Source organism: Saccharomonospora piscinae, from assembly GCF_005862235.1.
GTDB classification, from domain to species: domain Bacteria; phylum Actinomycetota; class Actinomycetes; order Mycobacteriales; family Pseudonocardiaceae; genus Saccharomonospora; species Saccharomonospora piscinae.
Map to the genome: position 1 here is coordinate 365,052 of NZ_VCEK01000002.1, position 12,563 is coordinate 377,614.

Below are 12,563 nucleotides of genomic sequence, written 5' to 3' on the forward strand. Positions count from 1 at the left end.
ATGCCGTGACCGACTCGACCGACACCCCGCCCCTGGACTTCCGCTCGGACACCGTGACGCGGCCGGACCAGCACATGCGCACGGTGATGGCGGACGCCGAGGTCGGCGACAACGTCATCGACACCGATCCCACGATCCGCGCGCTGGAGGAACGGGCGGCGCAGACGCTGGGGATGCCGTCCGCGCTCTGGACGCCGAGCGGCACGATGGCCAACCTGGTGGCACTGTCCACGCACCTGCGGCGTGGTGACCGGTTCCTCGCACCACGCGGGGCGCACGTGCTGGTGAACGAACTCGGCTCCGCGGCGTGGCTGGCCGGGGGCATGCCGGACCCCCTCGACCACGACGCGGGCCCCGGCCGCCCCAGCCCGGAGGCGGTCCGCGCCGCCGCGGGGGGCACCGGCCCGTACTACACGCTGCGCACGACGTTGTTGTCGCTGGAGAACACCCACAACGCGGCCGGTGGCGCGGTGACCCCTCCCGACGAGCACGCCCGGCTCGTGGCCGCCGCGCGGGAGGCGGGCCTGCGGGTTCACCTCGACGGCGCCCGGCTCTGGCACGCCGCCACGGCACTCGCGGTCCCGCCTGCGGCGCTCACGGTCGGCGTCGACAGCGTGGCGGCGTGCTTCAGCAAGGGACTCGGGGCACCCGTCGGCTCGGTCGTGGCGGGCAGCGAGGAGTTCGTCGAGCAGGCCCGCCGGATGCGGCAGATGCTCGGGGGCGGCGTGCGGCAGGGCGGTGTGCTGGCGGCGGCCTGCCTGCTCGCGCTCGACCGCGTCGACGACCTCGCCGCCGACCACGCCAGGGCCACGGCGCTGGCGGAGGGCCTCGCCGACCGCGGCTGGGACGTCGTGCCACCACAGACCAACATCGTGCTCGCCGGTGTCCCCGACGTGAACGCCGCGCTCGACACGCTGCGCGCGCTGGGCATCCTCGTCCTGCCCATGGCCGGCAAGGTCCGGTTCGTGCTCCACCGCGACCTCACCGACGACGACGTGACCGAGGCCCTGCGGCGCATCGACGCGGGCACCGGCGACGGAACGCCGAGCCCGGCATGACCTGGATCGTCTTCGACTACGGCGAGGTGCTCTGCGCTCGCACCGAGGCGTTGCCGCGGCTCGCGACCCGGCTCGGCGTCCCACTCGCGGACTTCGAACCCGCCTACTGGGGCAACCGCGACATCTACGACCGGGGAGCGGCCGACGAGACGTACTGGAAGGCGGTGGCGGCCGGGGCGGGCGCCGACCTCGACACCGTGGACCTCGGCGCGGTCGAGGACCTGACCCGGCTCGACATCGAGGGCTGGTCACGCCTGGACCCCGCGTCGACCGCGCTGCTCGACGACCTCGCCAGGGACGGGGCGTCGCTCGCGCTGCTGTCGAACGCACCCGCGTCCTTCGCGCGGTTCGCCGAGCGGCAGCCGTGGGCGCGGCACTTCCACACCCGGGTGTTCTCCGCCGACGTCGGGTGCGCCAAGCCCGACCCGGATATCTTCGCGCTGCTCACCGACAGGCTGGGCGCCGCGCCCTCCGACTGTGTCTTCTTCGACGACCGCCGGTCGAACGTGGCGGGCGCGCGAGCGGCCGGGCTCCGCGCCCACCTGTGGCAGGGGGCGCAGGCCGCCCGGCAGCGACTGGCGGGCGGCTGAGCGGCCAGAACCGGTGAGGACCGGTCAGGAGCGCAGCTGCTTCTTGCCCTTGTCGCTCTTCATCGCACCGTAGGCAGCGGCACCGAGGAAGACGCCGCCGCCGATCACCGCGATCCAGAACACGGCTTCCACGAGGAAGCCGACCACGGCTCCGATGACGACGAACGCCAGCCACGCGAGAAGCAGGCCGCCGACGATCTTCCAGAACATGATCCCTCCGCTTTCGTAGGTCTCATCCCAGCGTGTCACGAAACCACGCCCCACCGCCGCAGGCGGAGCGGACAATCAGGGACATCTCCGGGTCGCCCGGATGCCGGGGTGGGTGCAGCGAAGGTGGCCTTCACGGCACCTCACAGCCAGGCACCGATCCGGCGCACCGCCTCGGCCAGATCCGACTCGGCGCCCGCGAACGACAGGCGCACGAAGCTCCCGCCGTGGACCGGGTCGAAATCCACGCCCGGCGTGATGGCCACGCCCGTGTCGTCCAGCAGCCCGCGGCACCACGCGAGGCTGTCGGTCGTGTGGGCGGACACGTCGGCGTAGGCGTAGAAGGCACCGTCCACCGGCGCCACCCTGCCGAAGCCGATGTCCGCCAGCGCGGGAAGCAGCAGGTCCCGGTTGCCCCGGTAACGCCGCACGTGCGCGTCCAGTTCGGCGTAGGACTCCTCGGTGAAGGCCGCGACCGCCGCGCGTTGCGCCAGCGCGGGCGGACAGATCGTGAAGTTGCCCGTCAGCACGTCCACGGCGCGACGCAGCCGCCGCGGCGCGAGCAACCACCCGAGCCGCCAGCCCGTCATCGCGAAGTACTTCGAGAACGAGCCGAGCACCACGGCCTCGTCCGAGGTCTGCCACGCACAGCCGACCTCGGCACCGTAGGAGACACCGTGGTAGATCTCGTCGCTGACGAGCTGCACCCCGCGTTCGGCACACCAGCGCGCGATCGCCGCCAGCTCGGAGGCGGGCAACACCGTGCCGGTGGGGTTGCTGGGACTCGCGACGATCACGCCGTCGAGCGGGCCCAGCCCGTCGAGCAGCTCGGTCGTCGGCTGGAACCGCGTGCGCTCGTCGGTGTCGAACTCCACGACCTCGCAGCCGAGCGAAGCCAGCAGGTTGCGGTACGCGGGGTAGCCGGGCCGCGCCATCGCCACCCGCGCGCCCGCGTCGAACGCGGCCAGGAAGGACAGCAGGAACCCGCCCGAGGAGCCCGTGGTGACGACGACGTCGTCCGGCGAGACCGAAAGCCCGTACTGCCGCGCGTAGTGCCCGGCGATCGCCTCCCGCAACTCGGGGATTCCCAGCTGAACCGTGTACCCGAGGTCGGCGCCGTGCAGTGCCCGCTCGGCAGCGGCCAGTACCGGGCGCGGGGCGGGGGCCGTCGGCTGGCCCGCGCACAACGCGATCACGTCCCCGTGCGTACGACTGCGGTCCTGCGCCGCCGACAGCACCTCCATGACGTGGAACGGCGCCACGGCACTGCGCCGGGACGGGCCAGGGAACACTGCGGGATCGAGCATGCCGCCACTCTAGGCACGCGGGTGCCCACCTCAGTAGCCCTGGTAGCCACCGCCCTGCGCCATCGACTTGAGGCCGGGATGTCCCTCGAACCCGCCGTAGCGGTCGAACGTGTACCGGACCCCGGCGATGATGTTGTCAACCGGGTCCCAGATGTCTCCGTGGCCGGGCAGCTTGTGCGCGTCGAACGTCGGGTCGATGCACTGCATCAACCCCTTCGACGGCGTGCCCTTCGCCGCGTTCGAGTCCCAGTCGTTGAGCGCGTGCGGGTTGCCGCCCGACTCCTTCTCGATGATCGTCCAGATCTCGTCGATGTTGTCCTCGGTGACCGGGATTCCGTTGGCCCGCAGAATCTCGATGGCCTCGCGGATCCACTGCTCGACGTTGCCCGGCGGGGGACCGCTGCTGGGTGGCGGCCCGCTGGCGCCGTATCCGGCCAGACCGCCCCCGGACCCACCACCGCCTCCGGCGTCGCCCCCTCCGGCACCGGCACCGCCACCTGCTCCACCGCCGGTGATGCCTCCGGTCGCGGTCTGCTGCGACTGTGCCGAGGACGGTTCCGGCACACCGGCGAATCCGTCACCGATCTCTGTTTTCATGAGCTCCTGCGCCCGTCTGATCGCGTCGTGGGACTGACGCAGCAGATCGTCGATCCGCTGTGCGGCGTCCGTGGCGGTGCGGCTGTTCTCCCGGCCCGCCGCCGTGATGAGCGCCTCGGCCGTCGGTGACGGCGGTGAGGGCCGGTCGCCGTTCTCGTACTCCCGCATCGCCGCGGCCGCCGCGTCCGCCTGCCGCTGCGCCTCGCTGTTGCGGTCGTCGATCGTCCGCCTCGCTTCCTGCCTGACGTCCTCGATCTCCCGCTTGACCGTGGCGAGTGTGTCCTGCAACGCCGTCAGTTCGACCGCGACCTCGTCGAGCTTGTCGCGGACCCTGGCCCCCGCCTCGGCGATCTTGCTGACGTAGTCGAAGAACGCGTCCGCCGCGGGACCGGACCACACCCCGCCGTCCCGTAGCGGAGCCGCCGCGTTCGACAGCTCGCTCGTCTGGTCGCTCGCGTCGCGTGACGCGGCGTCGAACTGGCGCGCGACCTCCTGGATCTCCGAGGGACGCACCTTCTCGACCCTGGCGGCCTTCCGCTCGAGTTCCGCCCACTCCGCCGGGATACCGGCCCCGGTCATCAGAGGTCCCTCGCCGTCAGGTTGTCCGCCGCCACCGCGTCGGCTTCCGACGTGGCCGCCACGGCGTTGCGCAGCGCCGCACTCGCCGCGCCGACCCGGCGCGCGGCCGTGTCGAACTCGGCACGCATGCCCTCGGTGAACGCCTCCACGGTGCCTGCCATCCGATCGGGCTCGTCGGGGTCCTCGACGTCGCCGAACGGACTCTCCCCCGAAACGCCGTTCAGCCGTTGCCTGGCGGCACGGAAGTCCTCGGCGACACGATCCACGCGCTGCGCCGTGATCGTCATGGACTCGGCGTCGTACACCGGCACGGTTCTCAGTCCTCCCCTGAGCACAACCCCAGCACAACAACCCGCCCTCGGCCGGGCACGCGTTCCTGGGACGCCGGGCCGCGCTGCCCGGTTCCCTCACACCTCGTCGAGCAGTTCCCACACTCGTTGCGCCAGCAGTGCGTTGTCGGCCGGTGTCACCGTCGCCCAGTCGCGACCGTCGCCACCGGGCACGACCTGCACCAGGTAGCGGCCCGCGTCCGTGTCGTGAAACGCCACGACACGACCCGCTCTGCGTGCCCTTCCGTCCCGGTCGAGCCGCTGTGCGCCGAACTGCCCGCGCGCGGTCATGCCGAACAGCATCCCGGCGAGTTCCTGCGCCTGCCACAAGTCGACACCGCGATCCTCCAGCGCCGTCACCAGCGCCTTGGCATCCCCGCGCGCGTCGGCGTCGGCGTCGGTGAGCACGTCGTGCGGCACGCTCACGGAGCAGCCGACCCCCGGCGCCAGCTCCCCGGCCACCGACACGGCCGACTCCACCAGCGCGGAGTCGCGCGCGGGGAGGAGCCACAGCTCGTCGCCGTCGACCACGCCGAGCACCGCCTCCCGCCCCGAACTCGCGGCGAGCCCGGAGATCCGCCGGTCCGTCCACGCCCACACGTCCACGCTCACGCGCGGTCGAACGAGCAGATGCAACAGATCGGCCAGTTCAGGGGGGACGTCTCGACCCCGGACGAGGCCCCTTCCGGACAGCGACTCCCACGCCTGCTCCGCGAATCCCGCGCGCTCCCGGTGGGTGCGTCCCGGGCTGGGGACGTCCAGTGCGACGTGACGCCGGGGCAGTCCGAGGTGCTCCCAGAGCACGTCGAACTCCAGAGTGGACAGCACCACCCCGCCGCCCGCCAGCGTGCTCACAGCCTGCCGTCCGCCCCGTCGTCCCCGATCACGTCGGGAGCCACCATGCGCTGATCGGTGAACAGGTCACTGTCGTCGACACCGAAGCGGCGCACGTGCTCGCCGTCGTCCTCCTCACCGGGGGCTGCCCGCTCCAGGTACGCGTCCCGGCGCGAGGAGCCGGACTGGCCCAGCCGTTCGGAGCTGCGCTGCACGCGCGCCTCCTCCTCCGGGAGGTCGCCGACCGCCAGCGGGTGCGGTGACCGCGCTGCCTGCGGCGCGCTACGCCCGACACCGCGCCCCCCGCGTTCTCCGCCGCTCAGCGCACCCGCGACCCCGCCGGCCCCCAGCGCCGCGATGCCGCCACCGAGGTCGTTGGCCGACAGCCCGCCTCGCACGCCCGGAGTACCCGAGCCGCTGCTCGCACCCGGCGCTGCCGGACCCGGCGTGACCGCGCCCGTGGTCGTGCCCCGGCCCAGTGGCGCGGCATCAGGAGTGTCCGGCGTGCGGGCGCCACCTCCGCCGGGAGGCACAGGTACCACCGGGGACGGGGAACCGCCGACCGCGCCCACCCCCGGCCGGACCGACCGGTTCGCGGGATCCGAGGCGGCATCCGCACCACCCGGCCCCGCCGATGTTCCCGGAGCACCGGGGGAGCCCGGAACACCGGCACCGGTCGCCGGGGGCGGGACCGGAGCGGAGGTGCCCTGCTTCACCGGGCCGCCTCGCTGGGCGCGTTCCGATGCGGCCGCACCGGCGGCGGCTCCCACAGCCCCGGCCGAGGCACCGGCGGCAGCTCCCGACGGGCCCGCCGAGGAACCCGCCGCCGACGGTGCGGTGGCGCTCGGTGCGGGTGCGGGTTGCGGCACGCCGATGGTGCCGCGGCCCGAGCCGGTCGCGGGACCAGCCGGACCGGGAGTGGGCGCGCCCGCGACCGGCGGCACGACCGAGGACGGCACGACACCGCTGCCCGAGGGCGTGTGCTGTGGCACCGGGGTCGCGGACGGCCCGGACACCGGTGGCGCGCTCGCACCCGGCGCACTCGCACCCGGCGCACTCGCGGCCGTGGTGACGTCACCGGGTCCGCCACCCGCGTTGATCGACTCCGGCACCGGCTCGGCCAGCTCGGCCACGAGCCGCGCCGGAGCTCCCAGTTCCGGCGCGGCGGCCAGATTCGCCCCGCTGTCGTGCGCGTAGGCGTTCAGTGCCTGAATCGCCTGCTCACGCGCTTCCATCGCGCGCTCCAACGTCCTGACCTGATCGACCTCGAACCCCAGCAGGCTGGCGGCGAAGTCGAGGATTCCGGGCTCGCCGGTACGCGCCCGCAGCGCCCCGGGATCGGGCAGTGAGTGCAACGCCCGGTTGAACGCCTCTCCCTGCGCGAAGACGCGCTCGGCGGAGTCGGCGACCTTCTCACCCGCGTCCTCCGAGAAGTCCGCCTCGCGACGCACGGCCGAGGACGCCCGCTCGCCCGCGGCGCCGCCCCACTCCACACCCAGCTCCGTGAGTTTCCGGCGCAACGTCGCGTCGGTTTCCGCGAGCGCCCGGGACACGGTCTGCAACGCGGCCACCGCCTCCGAGATCCCCGCGATGCCCCGCCCCGCGCGGAACAGTTCGATCTCGTCGGCGAGCATGCCGTTGGTGTAGCCGGTGAACCGGTGCTCCCGAATCCTCTCGGCGTGGGCCGAGATGTCGACGTCGTTCATCTCGTGTCCTTCTCTGGGCGAACGGCGGTCCTGCTGGGTCGTGCTGCTAGCGGGTGTCAGCCTCCGGCGGCGTCGCCGAGGGCGGCGGCGTTGCCGTCGTCCTCGGAGAGGTAGCGGCGACCCGCGGCGCGCAGCTGGTCGGCCAACCCCTGCAGTCCGTGGACATAGGCCATGACCCGGCTGGCGTAGGAGTTCTCACCGTGGCTGACGACGGCGTTCCACGCCTCGGCGGCCTCCTGGGAGACGATGTCGTCGGCGGGGGCCTTGATGTTCAGCGCTCCCACCTGCTCGGTCACCTTGCGTTCGAGTGCCTTGGCCTGTTCCTCGATAACGTCGGCCACGGCGACGATCCGGTCGGGGGACACGGCGATGTCGCGCACGACCGGCACACCCGGAACGTCCGGAACTGCGGAATCACCGATGTCACCAAGGCTGTCAACGCTGTCACTGCCCTGTTCCGGAAACGCCGCCCACGGCGACGCGGCTTCTCCTGACACTGCACACCCCCTGCTACCGACAGTAGCCAGTCGACTTCTCTGCGCAGGCTATCAAGCCCCACGTGACCGTGGCCTGAAATTCTCGCAGCGAAAGGCGGCATTCGGTGCACATTCCCAGGTCAATTCGCGAAGGAAAACCGCGCGCCCGAACCGAACGGTTCCGTCAGTGCGCCGGAACGGACAGTTCTCCCCGCGCCGCCCTGACCGCGATGTCGGAACGGTGGTGCGCGCCGGGCAGATGCACCTTCGCGACACGCGCGTACGCCTGGTCCCTGGCCTCGGCGAGGTCGGAGCCGACCCCCACCACCGAGAGCACCCGACCGCCGCTGGACACGATCGCACCGTCGTCCCTCCGGCGCGTGCCCGCGTGCAGCACACCCTCGGCCTCACTGCCCGTGATGACGTCTCCGGTGCGGGGGCGGCCCGGGTAGCCGTCCGCCGCGACGACCACCGTCACCGCGGCACCGTCGTCCCATTCCAGCGGCGGCTGCTCGGCCAGCGTCCCCGTGGCGGTCGCGTGCAGCAGCCGCACCACCGGGGTGTGCAGCAGAGCCAGCACGGCCTGGGTCTCCGGGTCGCCGAACCGGCAGTTGAACTCGATCACCTGCGGACCGGACGAGGTCAACGCCAGCCCCGCGTACAGCAGTCCCGAGAACGGCGTGCCCCGGTCGGCCAGCTCGGCCACGACGGGCGCCACGATCGACGACACGACGCTGTCCACCAGCCCGTCGGGAGCCCACGGCAGCGGCGCGTACGCGCCCATTCCCCCCGTGTTCGGTCCCGCGTCGTCGTCGCCGACCCGCTTGAAGTCCTGCGCCGGAAGCAGGGGCACCACGGTGCGCCCGTCGACGAGGCAGAACAGCGAGGCCTCGGGGCCGTCGAGGAACGACTCCAGTACCACGGGATGGCCGCCGTCCAGCAGCATCAGCGCGTGTTTCCGGGCACGCGCGGGGTCCTCGGTCACGACCACACCCTTGCCCGCGGCGAGCCCGTCGTCCTTGACCACCCACGTCGGTCCGAACCGCGCGAGTGCGGCGTCGAGGTGAGCGGGGTTGTCCACCACCTCGCTGCGGGCCGTCGGCACCCCGGCCGCGACCATGATCTCCTTGGCGAACGACTTCGAGCCCTCGATCCGGGCCGCGTCGGCGCCGGGACCGAAACACGCCACCCCCGCGGCCCGCACCGCGTCGGCCGCACCCGCGACCAGCGGCACCTCGGGCCCGATCACCACGAGGTCGGCCTTCCACGACACCGCCAGTTCCGCGATGGCGGCGGGCTCGGTGAGGTCCACTCCGAGTGTCTCCGACACGGCGGCCGTCCCGGCGTTGCCGGGCGCGCAGGCGAGTGCCGTCACCGCCGGATCGTGGGACGCGGCGAGGAGAAGGGCGTGCTCACGGGCTCCGGAGCCGATAACCAGGACGCGCACGTGCCACAGCGTAAGCTCCGCCGGTCGGTCGGCGTTCACCGGCATGTCTCCTCCCGGCCCCCGCCGGGTCGCCGGGGCGTCGCGACGACCGACGAAGGTCGGACGGCACCGGACAACACGAGAAAGGGCGCACCATGCGAAACAGACTGGCACTGCTGGCCCTCTGTGGTCTGGCGGTGCTCGGCGTCACCGCGGCCACCGCGCACGCCGAGCCCGGCGAGAACCCCCGGACGGGTGACACCCGGCACGGGCCGAGCGAGGCGCGGGACGACTTCGTGGTCATCGGCCACCGGGGCGCCTCGGGATACCGGCCCGAACACACCCTCGCCTCCTACGAACTCGCCGCGAGGATGGGCGCCGACTACATCGAGCCCGATCTCGTGACCACGAAGGACGGGGTGCTGGTCGCCCGGCACGAACCCGAGATCGGCGGGACCACCGACGTGGCGCGCCGCCCCGAGTTCGCCGACCGCGAAACCACCAAGATCGTCGACGGTCAGCCGGTGACCGGCTGGTTCGCCGAGGACTTCACACTCGCCGAGCTGAAGACCCTGCGTGCCGTCGAGCGCATTCCCGGCCTCCGCCCGAACAACACGATCTACAACGGCCGGTTCGAGGTTCCCACGCTGCAGGAGGTCGTCGACCTCTCGCGGCGGCTGTCCCGCGAGCTGGGCCGCTCGATCGGCCTCTACATCGAGACCAAGCACCCCACCTACTTCGCCGAGCAGGACCTGGCCCTGGAACCCGCGCTGGTGCAGACCCTGCGGCGCAACGGCCTCAACCGGCCGAACGCCGACGTCTACGTCCAGTCGTTCGAGGTGGGCAACCTCCGGCAGCTCGACCGGTGGCTGCGGGTGCCGCTCGTGCAGCTCATCGGTGGCTCCGGCGCGCCGTACGACTTCGTCCACTCCGGCGACCCGCGCACCTACGACGACCTGCTGACCCGCGAGGGGCTGGCCGAGGTGGCGACCTACGCCGACGGACTCGGCCCTGCCAAGGATCGCGTCATCCCCCGCGAGGCCGACGGCACTCTCGGCGAGCCGAGCTCGCTCGTCACCGACGCGCACCGGGCCGGGCTCGTCGTGCATCCGTGGACGTTCCGTGCGGAGAACGAGTTCCTGCCCACCGACCTGCGCTCGTCCGGCGATCCCGCCGCGTGGGGCGACATCTTCGCGGAGTACGAGGCGTTCCTGGCGACCGGCATCGACGGCGTGTTCGCCGATCATCCCGACATCGCGGTGGAGGCCACGCGCGCCCTGCGCGACTGACCGCGACTGACCGCGACTGACCGCGACTGACCGCAACTGACCGCAACTGACGCCGCCCGCGACGCGGCGGATTCCGTCCCCGGCACTCCCCGGGGACGGAATCCGGCTCACGCGAACCGGTGACGCACGATCGTCTCCTCGCGGCCGGGGCCGACGCCGATCGCGGAGATCCGGGCGCCCATCAGCTCCTCAAGCCGCTCGACGTAGGCCCTGGCGTTGGCCGGGAGTTCCTCGAACGAGCGGCACCCGCTGATGTCCTCGTGCCAGCCGGGCAGCTCCTCGTAGATCGGCACGGCGTGGTGGACGTCGGTCTGGGTCATGGGCATGTCGTCGGTCCGGCGGCCGTCCACCTCGTAGGCGACGCACACCGGCACCGTCTCCAGGCCCGACAGCACGTCGAGCTTGGTGAGGAAGTAGTCCGTGATGCCGTTGACGCGCACCGCGTAACGGCCGATCACCGCGTCGAACCAGCCCGTGCGCCGCGACCGGCCGGTGGTGACACCGAACTCGCCACCCGACTTGCGCAGGGCCTCACCCGCCTCGTCGTGCAGTTCGGTCGGGAACGGCCCCGACCCCACCCTGGTCGTGTACGCCTTGAGGATGCCGAGCACCGTGGTGATGCGGCCCGGCCCGATGCCGGAACCGGCCGTCGCGCCGCCGGACGTCGGGTTCGACGAGGTGACGAACGGGTAGGTGCCGTGATCGACGTCCAGCAGGGTGCCCTGCGAGCCCTCCAGCAGCACCGTCTCGTCGCGCTCCAGCGCCCGGTTCAGCTCAAGCCGCGTGTCGGCGATGCGGTGGGCGAACCGCTCGCCCTGGGCCAGCACGGTGTCGGCGACCTCGTCGGCGTCGAGCGCCTTGCGGTTGTAGACCTTGACCAGCACCTGGTTCTTGAACTCCAGCGCCGCCTCGACCTTCTGCCGCAGGATCTTCTCGTCGAGCAGGTCCTGCACGCGCACGCCCACCCTGGCGATCTTGTCCTGATAGCAGGGCCCGATGCCGCGCCCGGTGGTGCCGATCTTCTTCGCGCCGAGGTAGCGCTCGGTCACCTTGTCGATGGCCACGTGGTACGGCATGATCAGGTGCGCGTCGGCGGAGAGCAGCAGCCTGCCGGTGTCGACGCCACGTTCCTCGAGGCCCGCCAGCTCGTCCAGCAAGACTCCCGGGTCCACCACCACCCCGTTGCCGATCACGTTGGTGACGCCGGGCGTGAGGATGCCGGACGGGATGAGGTGCAGCGCGAAGTCCTGGCCGTCGGGCAGCACGACCGTGTGACCCGCGTTGTTGCCGCCCTGGTAGCGGACGACCCACTGGACTCGGTCGCCGAGCAGGTCGGTGGCCTTGCCCTTGCCTTCGTCGCCCCACTGGGCCCCGACGAGCACGATGGCCGGCATGTAACACTCCTGGTAATCGAAGTTCGCACCGTCGGACAGGACGGTCGACGCGCATCAAGATGCCGGTGCATGAGCCTAACCGAGGAGCGGGCGTGAGTGGACTGGTGCTGGCTTGCGGAGACGCGGCCGAGTTGGTAGCGAGCACGGATTCCCGGGCGCTGGACGGCGTGCCGGTGGAGCCCGTGCCCGCCCGGCCGGGCAGGCGGGAGGTCGACCCGCTGCTCGGGCCGTCGGTCGTGGTGGCAGGCACCGACGCCGACCTCGCCGCCGTACTGCTCCGGCTGCTGCGCAAGGACCGGCTGGCCACCACGACGGTGGGCTACGTGCCCTCGGACCGGGACTCGGCCGTCGCTCGCCTGTGGGCGCTGCCGACCGACCCGGCCGAGGCCCTCGACCTGGCGCTGACGGGCGAGGCGCGGCCCGTCGCGCTGGTGCGCGACGACGCGGGCGGAGTGCTCGCGGGCAGCGGCCTGCTCGCCCCGGTACGGGGCATCGGCTACTGCGACGACACCGTCGCGCTGCGCGGTGACGCCAGTTCGATCGAGGTTCACGCGGGCGTGGCCGGACTCGTCGTCACGGTCACCCGTGGCCGGTGGCGGCGCCGCCGCACCATTCACGAGGGACGCGCCTTCCAGCTCGGGTGCGAGCCGACCACACCGGTGCTGGACGGCGTGGCGTACCCGCGGTCGATGCAGCGCTGGACGTGGTACCGGCACACCGAGGATCTGCGGCTGATCCGCCCCGTCTGAGCGCGGTGGTTTTCTGTCACGG

At 72.4% G+C, this 12,563-nt stretch carries 13 protein-coding genes; 4 read left to right on the top strand and 9 right to left on the bottom strand.

Translation table 11 applies throughout. The features are described from left to right. Positions 1-74 precede the first annotated feature (74 nt). A complete protein-coding gene (locus tag FFT09_RS07325) occupies positions 75-1,058 on the top strand; it encodes a threonine aldolase family protein (RefSeq protein WP_244231312.1) in 984 nt (327 codons plus the stop codon). After that, positions 1,055-1,648 carry an HAD-IA family hydrolase gene (locus FFT09_RS07330; RefSeq protein WP_138382227.1) on the top strand — a complete coding sequence of 198 codons (594 nt, stop codon included), beginning with the start codon at positions 1,055-1,057 and terminating at the stop codon, positions 1,646-1,648. Before FFT09_RS07325 ends, FFT09_RS07330 begins: the two co-directional genes overlap by 4 nt. A gap of 24 nt (positions 1,649-1,672) precedes the next feature. Here FFT09_RS07330 and FFT09_RS07335 read toward each other — a convergent pair whose 3' ends face one another. From FFT09_RS07335 to purD, 8 genes are all read right to left on the bottom strand, one after another. Continuing rightward, entirely contained in the window at positions 1,673-1,858 is a 186-nt protein-coding gene (locus tag FFT09_RS07335; protein WP_024875664.1) for a hypothetical protein, read from the bottom strand. 140 nt (positions 1,859-1,998) lie between these two features. After that, positions 1,999-3,162 carry a pyridoxal phosphate-dependent aminotransferase gene (locus FFT09_RS07340; protein ID WP_138382228.1) on the bottom strand — a complete coding sequence of 388 codons (1,164 nt, stop codon included), beginning with the start codon at positions 3,160-3,162 and terminating at the stop codon, positions 1,999-2,001. A gap of 30 nt (positions 3,163-3,192) precedes the next feature. Then, a complete protein-coding gene (locus FFT09_RS07345; protein ID WP_138382229.1) occupies positions 3,193-4,338 on the bottom strand; it encodes a transglycosylase SLT domain-containing protein in 1,146 nt (381 codons plus the stop codon). Continuing rightward, on the bottom strand, positions 4,338-4,649 hold the full coding sequence (locus FFT09_RS07350) for a hypothetical protein (RefSeq protein WP_138382230.1): 312 nt from the start codon (positions 4,647-4,649) through the stop codon (positions 4,338-4,340). Before FFT09_RS07350 ends, FFT09_RS07345 begins: the two co-directional genes overlap by 1 nt. Positions 4,650-4,745: 96 nt before the next feature. Beyond that, entirely contained in the window at positions 4,746-5,522 is a 777-nt protein-coding gene (locus FFT09_RS07355) for an ESX secretion-associated protein EspG (protein WP_138382231.1), read from the bottom strand. Beyond that, positions 5,519-7,207 carry a PPE domain-containing protein gene (locus FFT09_RS07360; RefSeq protein WP_138382232.1) on the bottom strand — a complete coding sequence of 563 codons (1,689 nt, stop codon included), beginning with the start codon at positions 7,205-7,207 and terminating at the stop codon, positions 5,519-5,521. Before FFT09_RS07360 ends, FFT09_RS07355 begins: the two co-directional genes overlap by 4 nt. A gap of 56 nt (positions 7,208-7,263) precedes the next feature. After that, on the bottom strand, positions 7,264-7,596 hold the full coding sequence (locus FFT09_RS07365) for a PE domain-containing protein (protein ID WP_024875670.1): 333 nt from the start codon (positions 7,594-7,596) through the stop codon (positions 7,264-7,266). Between the two features lie 271 nt (positions 7,597-7,867). Then, on the bottom strand, positions 7,868-9,130 hold the full coding sequence (purD, locus tag FFT09_RS07370) for a phosphoribosylamine--glycine ligase (protein ID WP_024875671.1): 1,263 nt from the start codon (positions 9,128-9,130) through the stop codon (positions 7,868-7,870). A 134-nt stretch (positions 9,131-9,264) separates the two neighbouring features. Between purD and FFT09_RS07375 the strand changes: the two genes are divergently transcribed. After that, the gene (locus tag FFT09_RS07375; protein WP_138382233.1) at positions 9,265-10,398 is read left to right on the top strand and encodes a glycerophosphodiester phosphodiesterase; all 1,134 of its coding nucleotides are present in this window, start codon (positions 9,265-9,267) and stop codon (positions 10,396-10,398) included. Positions 10,399-10,505: 107 nt separating this feature from the next. On the opposite strand, the gene FFT09_RS07380 is transcribed toward FFT09_RS07375, so the two are convergent. Further along, positions 10,506-11,792: an adenylosuccinate synthase gene (locus FFT09_RS07380; protein WP_024875673.1), complete on the bottom strand. Its 1,287-nt coding sequence runs from the start codon at positions 11,790-11,792 to the stop codon at positions 10,506-10,508. Between the two features lie 92 nt (positions 11,793-11,884). Here FFT09_RS07380 and FFT09_RS07385 point away from each other — a divergent pair, with 92 nt between their 5' ends. Further along, on the top strand, positions 11,885-12,541 hold the full coding sequence (locus tag FFT09_RS07385; protein WP_081192520.1) for a hypothetical protein: 657 nt from the start codon (positions 11,885-11,887) through the stop codon (positions 12,539-12,541). The last annotated feature ends 22 nt before the right edge of the window (positions 12,542-12,563 follow it).

Bases quoted from the DNA above. Each gene is read 5' to 3' on its own strand.
- FFT09_RS07325 (WP_244231312.1), top strand. From the start codon at position 75: ATGCGCACGGTGATGGCGGACGCCGAGGTCGGCGACAACGTCATCGAC.
- FFT09_RS07330 (WP_138382227.1), top strand. From the start codon at position 1,055: ATGACCTGGATCGTCTTCGACTACGGCGAGGTGCTCTGCGCTCGCACC.
- FFT09_RS07335 (WP_024875664.1), bottom strand. From the start codon at position 1,858: ATGTTCTGGAAGATCGTCGGCGGCCTGCTTCTCGCGTGGCTGGCGTTC.
- FFT09_RS07340 (WP_138382228.1), bottom strand. From the start codon at position 3,162: ATGCTCGATCCCGCAGTGTTCCCTGGCCCGTCCCGGCGCAGTGCCGTG.
- FFT09_RS07345 (WP_138382229.1), bottom strand. From the start codon at position 4,338: ATGACCGGGGCCGGTATCCCGGCGGAGTGGGCGGAACTCGAGCGGAAG.
- FFT09_RS07360 (WP_138382232.1), bottom strand. From the start codon at position 7,207: ATGAACGACGTCGACATCTCGGCCCACGCCGAGAGGATTCGGGAGCAC.
- FFT09_RS07375 (WP_138382233.1), top strand. From the start codon at position 9,265: ATGCGAAACAGACTGGCACTGCTGGCCCTCTGTGGTCTGGCGGTGCTC.
- FFT09_RS07380 (WP_024875673.1), bottom strand. From the start codon at position 11,792: ATGCCGGCCATCGTGCTCGTCGGGGCCCAGTGGGGCGACGAAGGCAAG.